Origin of the sequence: Methanoplanus limicola DSM 2279 (genome assembly GCF_000243255.1) — an archaeon.
GTDB lineage: Archaea > Halobacteriota > Methanomicrobia > Methanomicrobiales > Methanomicrobiaceae > Methanoplanus > Methanoplanus limicola.
In genome coordinates this window covers 1,639,393-1,653,097 of sequence record NZ_CM001436.1, presented here as the reverse complement: position 1 = coordinate 1,653,097, position 13,705 = coordinate 1,639,393, and the positions used below count along the sequence as shown (strand labels likewise).

The 13,705-nt window shown below is 41.3% G+C and carries 14 protein-coding genes; 7 read left to right on the top strand and 7 right to left on the bottom strand.

What is annotated here, in order from left to right; all coding sequences use genetic code 11:
• The first annotated feature begins 6 nt into the window (after positions 1-6).
• Complete coding sequence (locus METLIM_RS07985) at positions 7-750, top strand: hypothetical protein (RefSeq protein WP_004077449.1); 744 nt, start codon at positions 7-9, stop codon at positions 748-750.
• A 177-nt stretch (positions 751-927) separates the two neighbouring features.
• A complete protein-coding gene (locus tag METLIM_RS07980; RefSeq protein ID WP_004077448.1) occupies positions 928-2,022 on the top strand; it encodes a flavodoxin/nitric oxide synthase in 1,095 nt (364 codons plus the stop codon).
• A 33-nt stretch (positions 2,023-2,055) separates the two neighbouring features.
• Here METLIM_RS07980 and METLIM_RS07975 read toward each other — a convergent pair whose 3' ends face one another.
• The 7 genes from METLIM_RS07975 to METLIM_RS07945 form a co-directional block, all read right to left on the bottom strand.
• The gene (locus METLIM_RS07975; RefSeq protein WP_004077447.1) at positions 2,056-3,270 is read right to left on the bottom strand and encodes a radical SAM/SPASM domain-containing protein; all 1,215 of its coding nucleotides are present in this window, start codon (positions 3,268-3,270) and stop codon (positions 2,056-2,058) included.
• On the bottom strand, positions 3,267-3,758 hold the full coding sequence (gene ahbB / locus METLIM_RS07970; protein ID WP_004077446.1) for a siroheme decarboxylase subunit beta: 492 nt from the start codon (positions 3,756-3,758) through the stop codon (positions 3,267-3,269). Before ahbB ends, METLIM_RS07975 begins: the two co-directional genes overlap by 4 nt.
• Positions 3,736-4,269 (bottom strand): Lrp/AsnC family transcriptional regulator, encoded by a 534-nt coding sequence (locus tag METLIM_RS07965; protein ID WP_004077445.1) that lies wholly within the window; start codon positions 4,267-4,269, stop codon positions 3,736-3,738. The genes ahbB and METLIM_RS07965 overlap by 23 nt, the downstream gene beginning before the upstream one ends.
• Positions 4,236-5,312: a radical SAM/SPASM domain-containing protein gene (locus METLIM_RS07960; RefSeq protein WP_004077444.1), complete on the bottom strand. Its 1,077-nt coding sequence runs from the start codon at positions 5,310-5,312 to the stop codon at positions 4,236-4,238. The genes METLIM_RS07965 and METLIM_RS07960 overlap by 34 nt, the downstream gene beginning before the upstream one ends.
• On the bottom strand, positions 5,309-6,757 hold the full coding sequence (locus METLIM_RS07955; protein ID WP_004077443.1) for a catalase: 1,449 nt from the start codon (positions 6,755-6,757) through the stop codon (positions 5,309-5,311). The genes METLIM_RS07960 and METLIM_RS07955 overlap by 4 nt, the downstream gene beginning before the upstream one ends.
• Before the next feature lie 452 nt (positions 6,758-7,209).
• A complete protein-coding gene (purB, locus tag METLIM_RS07950) occupies positions 7,210-8,550 on the bottom strand; it encodes an adenylosuccinate lyase (RefSeq protein WP_004077442.1) in 1,341 nt (446 codons plus the stop codon).
• 110 nt (positions 8,551-8,660) lie between these two features.
• Positions 8,661-8,882 carry a PspC domain-containing protein gene (locus METLIM_RS07945; protein ID WP_004077441.1) on the bottom strand — a complete coding sequence of 74 codons (222 nt, stop codon included), beginning with the start codon at positions 8,880-8,882 and terminating at the stop codon, positions 8,661-8,663.
• 74 nt (positions 8,883-8,956) lie between these two features.
• Between METLIM_RS07945 and METLIM_RS07940 the strand changes: the two genes are divergently transcribed.
• From METLIM_RS07940 to rlmH, 5 genes are all read left to right on the top strand, one after another.
• The gene (locus METLIM_RS07940) at positions 8,957-10,954 is read left to right on the top strand and encodes an ATP-dependent DNA helicase (RefSeq protein WP_004077440.1); all 1,998 of its coding nucleotides are present in this window, start codon (positions 8,957-8,959) and stop codon (positions 10,952-10,954) included.
• Positions 10,955-10,988: 34 nt separating this feature from the next.
• Positions 10,989-11,480, top strand: a complete 492-nt coding sequence (locus tag METLIM_RS07935) for an MGMT family protein (protein WP_004077439.1) — start codon at positions 10,989-10,991, stop codon at positions 11,478-11,480.
• Positions 11,481-11,652: 172 nt separating this feature from the next.
• The gene (locus METLIM_RS07930) at positions 11,653-12,570 is read left to right on the top strand and encodes a ketopantoate reductase family protein (protein WP_004077438.1); all 918 of its coding nucleotides are present in this window, start codon (positions 11,653-11,655) and stop codon (positions 12,568-12,570) included.
• On the top strand, positions 12,563-13,192 hold the full coding sequence (gene mobA / locus METLIM_RS07925) for a molybdenum cofactor guanylyltransferase (protein ID WP_004077437.1): 630 nt from the start codon (positions 12,563-12,565) through the stop codon (positions 13,190-13,192). The genes METLIM_RS07930 and mobA overlap by 8 nt, the downstream gene beginning before the upstream one ends.
• Position 13,193: 1 nt before the next feature.
• On the top strand, positions 13,194-13,679 hold the full coding sequence (rlmH, locus tag METLIM_RS07920) for a 23S rRNA (pseudouridine(1915)-N(3))-methyltransferase RlmH (protein WP_004077435.1): 486 nt from the start codon (positions 13,194-13,196) through the stop codon (positions 13,677-13,679).
• The last annotated feature ends 26 nt before the right edge of the window (positions 13,680-13,705 follow it).

Sequence of the window (13,705 nt, the reverse complement as noted above, 5' to 3'; positions counted from 1 at the left end):
TAATAAATGGAAGACAAAAAATGGTTCATATCGCTTGCAGGTATGCTGATATTTGTCTCTTTCCTTCTTTACTTCCTGCATTTCCTGATATTTCATGATCTTCACCATATTGAAATTTTTGCACTGCATGAACTTGCATTCCTGCCAATAGAAGTATTAATAGTTACACTTGTAATTCACAGGATGCTTGAGAGCCGTGAGAAAAAAAAGAGACTCGATAAGATGAATATGGTCATTGGAACATTCTTCAGCGTCATTGGGACTGAACTGCTTGAGATTTTCTCAAAGGATAACCCTAATATCGAAGATGCCGGGAAAGAACTTAAAATATCAGGAGAATGGACAGACAGTAAATTCAGAGAGGTAACAGAGAGGATAAAGAGATATTCATTTAAAATAAGTGAATCAGGAGTTGACATCTGTTATCTTAAAAATTTCATGAAAGAAAAAGAAGATTTTCTGATAAAAATGCTTGAAAACCCGGTTCTCCTTGAACATGAGTCATTTACTGATCTCCTGCAGGCCACATTTCACCTGGCAGAAGAACTTCATAAAAGGACAGATATCTCCCTCTGTCCGGAAACTGACATTAGACATCTTGAAGGGGACATAAACCGGGTATATCCTCTGCTTGTTACAGAATGGCTGTCATACCTAAAACATCTGAAAGACAATTTCCCGTATCTTTTCTCACTTGCTATAAGGACAAATCCTTTTGACAGAGATGCAGAAATATTTGTCCGGAATTAAAACTCTATATATTATTTATTCCGCCGAATTGTGCCAGGGACAATTCGGGCAATATTTACAGCAGGAAAGATTCATATAATTCAATAACTATATTGCACAGAACAGGGGATAAAAAACCGAAATGTTAAAGATAAATTTTATAATTATAGTGAAGAATAAACCGGAGAATTCTTTAAAATGATAAAAACAGACATTTTGCTTGATTTCATAGAGTCAAATACAGGCAAACCGTTATCTTCGCCAAGGTCGCTGTTTGGAACAGGTGATGAAAAATTATTTGGAATAACAGAATTGTGCAGAGAAACAGGCAGTATAATATTAAAAACAGAAGATGGAGAAGAATTTGTTCTATCAATAACCAATGCGAAACAGGTGATAGAACTCCTGCTCACAAATCCGGTTGTAGCACTAGATACAATAGAGAATGAAGAAATCCCAGCATATATTGAAGAAATTGCAACAGATAAAGAAGAAGATGAAACCAAAAGCGGTAAAAATAAAAAAACACTTCTGTACATATCTGACCTCGTAGTTCTCTCAGGCATTGCATCATATGGATGGGCAAAAACCCCAAAAGGAGATAAATTCAGAGCTATTGCAATCCGCAGGAGACAGATCAGCAGTAATAATGACCACAAATTAAAAGAAAACAAGTTAAAAGAATCAAAATCTGTTACAGAAAGCAAGGCTAAGAGATTATTAACTGAAAACAAGAAAGAACCGGCTAAAAAAAACACAAGTATAAAGGATAAAAATATTGATAAAAAAGAAAATAAGCCGGCAATCCTGATAACTTACGTTACAAAACACGGCTCAACCGCAGATATAGCCTGGACTATAAGAAATAGTTTCTTCGATGCCGGATATAAGGCAGATGTCAAAAAAATTCAGGATGCAGAAGATATAAGGCAGTATTCACTCATTATTATCGGAACTCCTATTTATGAGGGTAAATTAATGCCTGAAACTGAAGAATTCGTAAAACTTCACAGAAATTATCTAAACAAAAAAAATACTGCACTTTTCATAACCGGATACTCACTCAGAAATAAAAGTCCTGCCGGAATACAAAAAGCTGAAAAGCTTGCAGAAAAATTAGCCCGGCATGTTGATCTTGTAACAACCGGTTACTTTGGTGGAAAACTGGATGCAAAAAATATACCTGTAAAAGAAAAGATCAGCTCACTATTCAGAGAGGGTAAAATTCCCGGAGACTACAGAGACTGGCGGCTTATCGGGGAGTGGGCAGACAGCCTTAAAGAATATATATGATATTTATCTCAAATTTAATTTAACACCTGAATACTATTTCCGATCTGAAAATAAGTCATTAATATTCAGTTCTTCCCTGATGAAACAGAAAGGATCTTCTGAATAAAAGTCATTATTCATGTAATTAGCGCGGACTCTGCATCCGCCACCACATAGCATTTTATGCTGACAGTTTTTACATTTCCCTTCAAGCAAGAGTGTTTTCTTTCGGAAAAGTGCTATTACAGGATTATTACCGTCACCCCAGAGACTGCTGAAAGGTATTTCATTTATGTCACCTATACAAAATTCATCAGACTGTGCAAACTGACATGGATAAACATACCCCCTGTGACTGATATTTGCCACCCTGGTTCCGGCACTGCACCCGCCATTCAATGATGCAACAAGATGTTTTGCAGCAGCAAGATCCTCTGAACCGTCACGGTTCATAGAAGCCAGAAGATGAATTGCATCCTGCGGCGCATCAACGGTTAAAAACTCCATAACAGCAGGACTGATCTCTTTTGCTTTTCTGTACAGAAGACTTAACACACCATTAACTTCGTTTTCCTCAAGCTGAAAATTATTGTAGGCTTCAGCTCCTCTGCCACTTGGAACAAGCCAGTACAGGCAGAACCTTGATGCACCAAGATTTACAGCAAGATCAATCAAATCCTCAAGTTCGCCATAATTTTCTTTGTTAATAGTTACACGAACTCCGCTTCTTAAACCGGCATTCCGGCAATGTTTAAATGCAGTAGTTGTGAGTTCAAAAGCATCAGAAGAACCACGAAACCGGTTATGGGTTTCGGCACTGGCTCCGTCAAGGGAAATACCAACATAGTCAATACCGCTGTTTTTTATATCAAATGCAGATTTAGCAGTAATCAGAGTTCCGTTAGAGCTTAATGCAGTAGCAATTCCCTTACTGCGAGCATAACCTGCCAGTTCAAATATATCCTCACGGAGCAGAGGTTCACCGCCGGTAAATATAATCAGCGGAATACCCATACCCGAGAGATCATCAATTAAAGAAAGAGCCTGTGAATTTGACAAATCTTCATTCCCTGAATCTGACCCTGAACTGCTGTAGCAGTGTTTACAGAACAGATTACATCTGTTTGTGACATTCCAGAATATTACTGGCTTATCAGTCCCTGAAAATGCAATATTTCTCCCTGATGACTGATTTCTGGAACCATGAAGGTGGCGGGACATCTCACTGACAGTTCCCCTTCCATGCAGACACTGCGTTATTCTGTTCATCTCAGACCATCTCCGTTTTCATCAATCCTGACTGCCGGGACACGCTTGAGCTCCTCTGAACTGAACATTACAACATAATCCCTGACAGGTATACTTTCTGCAATTTTTTTGACCTCCTCATGTACTTCTTCCCTGCTGAACCTGTGGTGAACGGTATAAACCGTATAATTCCATTTATCTGGGACAGATTTCCGGAGATAACAATGGGAAACACCTGCATGCGAAGCAAGTTCATCATAACCATCCCAGTCCGGTGGGACACTCCAGGCAACCAGGGCATTCGCCATTATACCAATTTTCCTCTGATTAATCCTGGCACTGATTTTTCTTATAGCGCCCTCATCCTTAAGATTTTTAATACGGAAAATTACCTCTTCACCACTGATTCCAATTTTTCTCCCTACTGCGTTAAAAGGTTCCTCCTCAGAAGGCAGACCCCTCTCAAGTTCCTTAATCAGCATGTAATCAATCCTGTCCAAAATTTTCATCTCCGGTAAAACAGGTGAAACGAACGTCAATTTTATATTTACAGATTGTTGGGAGGTTAATAATGTCTTCAGCCATTACGCCGGTTCTCTGCATAATATCAGATAATATCTCAGAAATTCTCTCTTCTGTCGGTGCAGAAATGGTAAACCAGACAGAGTAGTAATGCTCACGTAGATAATTGTGAGATACTTCTGAATAACTGTTTATAATCTCCGTAATCTCATGATGCCGGTTATCGGGCATATGAATCGCAACAAGGGTTCCGGCTTTAAGCCCAAACTTCCGTGACTCAAGAGCCGGAATAATCCCCCTGATTATGCCGCACTCCTGAAGTGACAGGAGCCTGCTGAGCAGTTCACCGACTGAAATCCCGATTCTTGTGGCAATCAGATCCCATGGCTTTGCAACAAGAGGAAAATCATCCTGAAGGGCATCAAGAAGGATGAGATCAGTCCTGTCAATGCAAATATCAGAATCTATAGTATCACCCCATCCGGTTCGTACGGGCACCAGGGATCTTCTCCAAGTATTTCTGTATCGTCATAATCCGGCATTTTAAGACCGTCACACCACCCTGCACCCGGATTCTGCATTCTGGCATACGCCCGTGCACGACATCCACCGCAGACCGTTTTATAGCCACACTGTCCACATTTCCCCTTAAGCTGACTCTGATCCCTTAAGGAATTAAACAGAACTGAATGTTCCCATATATCTTTAAAAGAAGTTTCACGAAGACTGCCTGCACTAACAGGAAGGTAAGGGCACGGAGTCACTTCTCCGGTTGCAAATATACGGCAGTATGATATTCCGGCAATACAGCCACGTCCCCATCCTTTATCTTTAAGCCCGGACTCATCAGCAATACGGCGAAACTGCGGGGCACAGGTTGGTCTTACAGAAATATCGCCATCTCTGTACCTGAACAGAACTTTTTGAATAAGGGATTCATAATCATCGGGGTTCTGCAGTCCCATTTTACCTCCTCTTCCTGTATGAACCGGAAAGAAGAGATGATAGTCAGAAACATCCATTGAAGTACCCATATCTATCACATCTTCAATATATTCAATCTCAGGCTGCATCACAGTCATATTAATTTTGACCCTTATTCCGGCATCATGACAATGCCCAACTGCTGCCACTGCCTTATCCCATGCTCCCCTAACCCCCCGGAATTCATCATGAACCTCAGGATTCACAGAATCAATACTGATAGCAGCTGCTTTCAAACCGCAATTTTTAAGTTTAACAGCTATTTTTTTATCAAGGAGAAAACCTGAAGTTCCAATAGCCATTGTAAGTCCGCATTCATTCCCGTACTCTACAATATCAAATATATCCTCCCTGAGCAGAGGTTCTCCCCCGCTCAGGATCAAAACAGGGTCTCCTGTCTCTTTTATCCCATCAATGACGGCCTTTGCCTCATTTGTTGAGAGTATATCGTCAGGATCCATGTTTCCGGCATCCACATAGCAGTGTGCGCACTTCAGAGGACATCTGAGAGTAATATTCCACGAAATCAGGCGCGGAGGATTATATCCGGCGTTCAATTATTCATTCCCTCGGCCACACGCTCCCCCAGTTCATGATCAGCCTCTGATAAATTAATAATCATTCTCTTCTGAATTTCTTCATCTGCATGCATCAGTGCATCGGCAATATTACCCACAAGGTGATCCTGCTCAGATTCCGATAAAGATCTGTACCTCTCACCGGCCTGCTGAAAATCATTCATACGGGTTATCTTCTTTCTGGTCATTACACCATGAAGAGAGCGTCCAGGAAAGGTTGGCCCGCCAGTCTCACGTGGAAATCCGCCTTCAAGGCTGTTTGGTTCAAAATTAACAGTTCCGGTAAACTGTGGTGACATCTGCATATTGCCGTCCTGCTGGTGGTTGGTGACCGGAACTTTGGGGCGGTTGACCGGAATCTGGAGGTAATTTGGGCCGAGACGATGCCGCTGTGTATCAGCATATGAAAACATCCTCCCCTGAAGAAGTCTGTCAGCAGAAGGTTCTATCCCGGGAACAATTGAAGCCGGACAGAATGCAGCCTGTTCGATCTCTGCAAAATAATTTTCAGGATTTTTATTCAGGATCATCCTTCCGACCGGCATTAGTGGATATTTATCTTCAGGCCATGTTTTTGTTGCATCAAGAGGGTCAAATTCAAGCTTCTCTTCGTCTTCAAATTCCATCATCTGAACACATAGTTCATACTCAACATCTTTTCCGGATGCTATCCATTCGTAGAGATCACGGGTTGCGCAGTCCGGATCCTCTCCTGCAAGGCGGGTTGACTCAAAACGGTCAATCGTTTCTATGCCGGCGGAAGGTTTCCAGTGATATTTGATATAAATTCCTTTTCCTTCTTCGTTTACCCAGATGTATGTGTTGACACCAAAACCTTCCATTTTCCTGTAGCTTTTAATCGTACCTCGATCAGAGAAAAGCCAGGTTATCATATGGGTTGATTCGGGTGAAAGTGATATAAAATCCCAAAAACGACTGTTTGCAGCCGAACTTGTAGGGTAATTTGTATCAGGTGCAGGTTTAAATGAATGCACCATGTCAGGAAATTTGATAGCATCCCTGATAAAAAATACAGGAAGATGATTTCCGACAAGGTCATAATTGCCGTCTTCAGTATAAAACTTTACAGCAAAGCCACGTGGATCACGCACTGAATCAGCAGAACCTTTTGATCCTACTACTGTTGAAAAACGTACAAAAACAGGGGTTCTGACATCCGGATCCTGAAGGAATTTTGCTTTTGTATAGGGAGCCATGCTCCTGTAAACCTGAAAATATCCATGAGCACCCGCTCCATTTGCGTGAACAACGCGTTCAGGAATACGCTCACGGTCAAAGTGTGCAAGTTTCTCAATCAGGTGTACGTCCTGCAGCAGAACACCGCCTCTTTCTCCTGCTGTAAGGGAATTCTGGTTGTCACTAACCGGCACTCCCTGATTTGTTGTAAGGGTGTTTTTTTCCATCTCCCATCACATGCTATAATCATCCAGATCAGACTTATAATTTATGTTTATCAAATTTATTAAGAACTAAAATTAAATCGACTGAAACCTGACTTCACGCCATTGTTAGGCACAGTATCTTAAGAAATGTCTAATTTATGACTCATTTATTAGGATTAAATGCCTTATAGAACATGAAAATTAAATATAACAGCTCAAATTATGTGTCTGATTCATAAGCACATCATATTATAAATTTCGGAGAATATGTCAGCATTATTCAGTTTCAGGCTGATTTTAAATCTATGTGCTTAAATTTCCGGGAATTTGAACTGAAAGTAAGGGTAGATAAAAAAATTGTAAAAAATAGATTATGGCGGTACAAATACTATTTTACGGATATAATTATCAGGACACTGCCAATATTCACCGGTCATTACCAGCTAAAAAAAGAAAATTTGGCCGGAAATAATTTACAGAACAAAGGGTGTCAGTTTTTCAGCGAGGCTTTCAACCTGGGATATTGCCGTCCCAATATAATTGTCCGGGAGTAAAAGCTCTTCAATCTCTTCAAATGTCAGATACTTTGAAACACCCGGATTTTCGGCAAGAATTGCAGCAAGCGGCCTGTGCAGTTCAAGTGCAGTCATGCTGCTCATTCTTATAATTTCATGGGCCTCCTGCCTGTCCATTCCTCTCTTTGTAAGTTCAATCATAACAGATTCTGCCATATTGACACCATTAAGAATATTCAGATTCTTCCGGATGTTATCTTCATTGAGTTTCAAACCGGAAATTACTCCGATCATGAGATTTAAGATATGGTCTGTCAGAATTGATGATTCCGGGAATGTTACCCTTTCGCATGATGAATTGGTAAGATCCCTTTCATCCCACAGAGTATTGTTCATAAGTGCAGGTTCAACCATCGCCCTTACAATACGTGCAAGCCCGCAGACCTGTTCTGATTTTATAGGATTTCTCTTATGGGGCATGGTGGATGATCCGACCTGTTTTTTGCCGAATGCCTCTTCCATCTCACCGATCTCAGATCTCTGCATCATTCTGACCTCAACCCCTATTTTGTCAAGTGTGGTTGAGACATTTGCCAGAAACATGACATATTCTGCATACCTGTCACGCTGAATAATCTGGTTTGAGACATCTACCGGATGAAGTCCAAGATATGCCATCATCGAGACCATAATTTCATGACCGGATTTTCCCATTGCTGCCTGGGTTCCGACAGCACCGGTCATCTGTCCTACTGCGACACGCGGCCTCATCTGCTCAAGCCTTTCTATATGCCTTGCAACCTCACTCGCCCAGATAGCAAACCTGAGGCCATACGTTGTCGGAACTCCAATCTGTCCATGCGTTCTTCCGGCGCAGACAAGCGTTTTTGTCTCCGTTGCCCTTTCAAGAAGTACACTTAAAAGTTTTCTGAGTTTTCCCTCTATCAGAAACATGCTCTCTTTGAGCTGAATACCCGTAGCAGTATCAAGGATATCATTTGATGTCGCGCCATAGTGAATCCATCTTCCGGACTCACCGCAGACTTCAGTTACAGCTTTGACTATTGCCATCATGTCATGGCTGATCTCATCCTCGATCTCTTTGGCGCGTGTTAGTGATGCATTCTTTGCCAGTTTAACGATCTCATCCGCTGCTTTTTCAGGAATCATACCGTGATCTGCTTCTGCCTTTGCAAGCGCAACTTCTGCCTGAACAACAGCAGCAAAACGATTTTCTTCGCCCCAGATCTTCTTCATCTCAGGTGTACCGTATCTGAAATCAATGGGATGTATTGCCATAGTAATTACTGGTATGTAACTCGTTTATAAAATTGGTTTTCAGTCATGTTCCGGACATTCAGATAAATATCTCATAAAAACTGTAAATATTATCAGGATTCAAAGAGAAATTAAGATTTAATTTTAAATTCAGCATCAATAACGTCCTTATCTTCCTCATCCGGCAGCAGTACCCATCCGGCGACATATGCAATAATGCCTGCGCCGTATGCAAGAGCCATAACAACAAATACTATCCTTACAATATTCGGGTCAATGTCCAGTCCTCTGCCTATTCCACTGCATACACCAGCTAAAATCCTGTCATCTTTACTTCTGTATATCTTATTCATTAAATTCACCTCTGCGGTGCCTGCACAGGCACAGCACAATAATACAAAATGTGGCAACACCAAATATGTAAGTAATGGGTAATATTGAAGACTGGTTTCCTTACGAGAGTTTCAGGCCAAACCAGGAGACGATGTTAAATACAGCCGCAGAAGCGGCACGGGAGAATAAAATCTGCCTTATTGATGCACCTACAGGGAGCGGAAAGTCAAGCATAATCTCGGCAATGCTTGCAAACGCAAACGGAAGGAAAATTGTAGTCGCAGTAAGGACAGTGAGTCAGCTGAATATTTTTATCCGGGAGATTGAACTTATTAAAAGGAAGAAAAGAGTTAAAGCAGCCTATCTCATAGGCAAACGGAATATGTGCCCTATGACCGGAGAAGGAGACATATATCACCTTTGTGAAGGACTTAAATCCTTCTCATCATCTATAATGAGAGACCGTGCGCAGAAGGGATCTCTCGTTCCGGCCAATGATGCGGTTATAAAAAATCAGATCAAAAGGCAGGATCCGGATCGCCCGCTCTTATGCCCGTATTATATCAAATCCAAAGTATTTGTTGAAAATGACGGCATGAAGATGATACCATCAAACGGTCTGAGGGCAAAAGGTGAGGAAGTATCAAAAAGCCTTGTAAACCCTGACAGGATCAAAACCCTCTGTAATGAGATCTGCCCTTATGAGGTGATGCTTCAGGCAGCCAGGGATGCAGACATTATACTTCTCAACTTCCATCATCTCTTCAACGAGACAATAAGGGAGCAGATGTATCTCTCAATCGGGATTGAAGAGAACAATACCATGCTCCTTATTGATGAGGCTCACAACTGCTCTGACACTGTGCAGAGCATTCAGACTATAAGCATAAGCGAAAAGACCCTTGATCATGCCCAGAATGAACTGACCCACATGAAGAGCAGAATAAAGGGAGTTGAGGCAGTACAGGGAATGCTTCCAAGGGTCAGGAAATTTATGGATGGACTTAGAAGATCAGTTAAAAAAGAGGACTATTTCGATCCGGCAATGTTCTCAAGATTCATACTCAATGAATCCCTCTACAGCAAAATGGAGGATATATATGATGACCTCAACCGCATCTATGAAGCAATAAAAGAGAAGAAGATCCAGGAGGGAGATTTTAAAGAAATACCGCTTGAGAGAGTGATGGAATTTTTCTTCAGAATTATTCAGGCAACAAAAGATCCGGCATTTCTCACAATATACAAAAAAAATGATAATATGATCTCACTTGAGGTCAGAAATATTGATCCGGCATCAACCCTAAAAGAAATTGCTAAAAACCATTCATCATGTATAATGATAAGCGGCACTCTTTCTCCGGTTGAGAGCTTTAAAAAGCTCTATTTTGAGGACACTCCGGCGGTGACACTCTCACTGCCAAATTCATTCCCTAAAAAAAACCGGGCGATTTACTGCTCAAAAGATGTTACTTCCACATTTTCAAAGAGAAAGGACAGAGATAACCTTGAGAGAATTCACAGGTACATTCAGGAATTTGCAAAAGTAAAAGGAAACCTTGCGGTGTACTTCCCGTCATATGATATGCTCAACAATATTGCAGTTGACATTCCACAAAAAATAAACGGAAAGGAGGTATTCATAGAATCACCGGAAGCACAGGTTGCCAACCGCGATTTAAGGAAATTTCTGTCACTTCCGGAGACTGGCAAATCCGGAATAATATTTGGCGTATGTGGAGGAAAATGGAGTGAGGGGCTTGACTACAGAGGTGATCTATTAAACGGGGCAATAGTGATAGGGCTGCCTCTTGCACCATATAATGATGTCAGAAAGATGGTCATTGACTATTTCAGAAGTAAATTCGGTCCTGAGGGTGAGTTTATATCATACACACTTCCGGCAATAAACAAAGCCCTTCAGGCTCTTGGAAGAGTACTCAGGACTCCGGATGATACAGGTGTTCTGCTTATTGGTGAGGCACGTTTCCTTGAATCCGGGGTGAAGAAAGGACTTCCGCCATGGATGCAGGACGAGATGGTTGTCTGTGATATATCACAGTTTTCAAAGGATATGACCAGGTGGAGATGAAAAATAAATGGTATTCAGATACATCTGAGGAATAATGAAGATTAATTCCGGGAGATACCCATTTAATTACTGGTATGTCAATGTATGGTGGAGTGATGAGAGAATAATCAGAGTCAGTTTTTCCAGGAAGCAGGATGTGACAGGTGGTGAGATCCCGCCGGAGATAATGCTGTACCTCAACGGTAAAAACCGGAATCTTTCAATGTTTAAATCAGCTGCAACAGAAGAAGGACATCCATACTGCGGAATTTACAGCATTGTGAAAGAGATCCCGTACGGAGAGACAATGGCTTATGGTGAGGTTGCAGAGAAAGCAGGGACAAATGCGAGAGTTGTCGGCACTGCAATGAAGAGAAATCCGACACCGCTGATTGTTCCATGTCACCGTGTTGTTGCCAAATCCGGAATCGGAGGGTTTAATCCTTCTGTTGAGATTAAAGAGGCACTCCTCCGGATGGAAGGAGTTAAAATATTAAACCACAATATTATTTCCACCACGGAAAAACACCCTGACGGTCATAAATAAAACAGTGAGAATTATTTCCTGCATGAATCTGAAAGAATTGACGTGGCAGAGCAGATGTAGTATCTTTCAGTTGATAATTCAAATTAATCGCCATATTACCTTCTGAAAAATATCCTGATTGTCCGGTGTTAAATGATCTCTATTTATGAATTCCGGAAGCTAAAATTAATACATGAAAATTGCAGTCCTTGGTGCCGGTGCTGTCGGCCTGTGCGTTGCCGGAATGCTCTCTAAAGTATGTGACGTACATGCAGTTACACGCCGGAGGAATGCAGATGCAATAAATAAAGACGGCCTTATCATGACCGGAATCTGGGGCAGTGAAACTTTTCACTTTCCATGTTCAGAAAATCTGCCTGAGGGTGCTGATTTTGACTACATCTTTATCACATCAAAATCTATTGCAACGAGGGATATATGTGAACAGTTCAGTGACCGGTTCGGAGATGCTGATGTCATCAGTCTTCAGAACGGAATCGGCAATGAAGAAATCATTGCAGGTTATACTGACAGGGTTATTGGTGCAATGATAATCACCGGATTTGAATGGCGTGGCGACGGGAAAGTCCATGTCTCAGTTGAGGCAGCTCCTGCAAAATTAGGCAGATTTCCGGGAGGTACAGACGAAAGGGTCGAAACCATCGTAAAGCTTCTTCAGAGTTCCGGAATAAACGCTCTTGCTGATGATAATGTCAGGGGGTCTCTGTGGGGAAAAACCCTGTACAACTCTGCACTAAATCCACTTGGAGCAGTTATGATGGTGCCCTACAAAGAACTTCTGGATAAAAATGCATTTAATATCATAAAAGAGATCATAAACGAAGCTTTTCTGGTTCTTAAAGAAGAAGGCATTAATCCGGGCTGGGATAATGCAGAAAGCTACCTGAAATACCTTAAAGAAAAGCAGATTCCGGATACTGCTGATCATCATTCTTCAATGTACCAGGATATATCAATGGGCAAAAAGACCGAGATTGATTTTATCAACGGTGCAATAACTGATCTTGGCAATAAACACAATATAGATACACCTGTAAACAGAACAATTGTAAATCTGATAAAATTCAGGGAAAATCTGAAAAATGCCTGACAAAACTCCTGCAAAACCGGCATTCCGGACAGCAATAATTCTTGCAGGCGGAGAGGGAAAAAGAGCCGGGGGCAGGGATAAATACTTTTTTTCTTACAGGGGAGAGACATTTATAAAAAGGCTGATTGAAAGTCTTGAAAATGTCGTTGATGAAATAATAATCGTTGCCAAAAACGAAGAGAAATGCAGTCATTTTTATGGTATTGAAAACGTCCATATTGTAAGTGATATCGTTAAGGGGAGAGGGCCGATAGGAGGACTTCAGGCAGGTGTACCTGAAGCAAAAGGAGAAGTAATATTTGTATCTGCCTGTGATATGCCTTTTTTAAATCCTGATGCCGTTAACTGGCTTTTTGAGCATATAAATGATCATGATGCCATAATTCCGGCATGGGATGAAGATAAGATAGAACCGCTTCACGCTATTTACAGGCGTGACGCCCTTGTGAAATATCTTAAAACCCATAAATCACTCTCCCTTAGGGCCATGATTCGTGAACTGAACTCAAAATTCATCAGCGTTGAAGAGTTCAGAGATGTTGATCCAAATCTCAGGACATTCACAAATATCAATAAATTGGAAGAACTTGAAAAACTTGAAGAAGTAAATAAAATACACTGACATGCCCGCACAGGTCCGTATCATTGCAATAGGAAAAATAAAAGAGAGATATATCAGTGAAGGCATTGAAGAATATTTAAAGAGGCTTCGACCATACGCCGGAACTGAAATTATGCAGGTGCCCGATGAGAGCATTCCGGAAAAAGCATCGCCTGCAACAGAAAAATCTATTCTCAATAAGGAAGGAGATAAGGTCTTAAAATATATAGGCTGTGAAGACTTTGTAATCCTTCTTGACCTTTGGGGAAAGGAGTACTCTTCTGAAAACATTGCAGAGATAATCAGTGAACAGGAACTCTCCTGCCGTGGAAAAATTATATTCTGCATAGGGGGCAGCCTTGGGGTATCGGATGCACTAAAAAGCCGTGCAGATATCAGATGGAAACTCTCCAGCCTCACATTCCCGCACCAGTTCGTCCGGCTGCTTATTGTAGAGCAGATATACAGGGCTTTTAAAATATCACGAAAAGAGAAATATCACAGGTAATTATAGTATAATGCAGAACTTTCCAG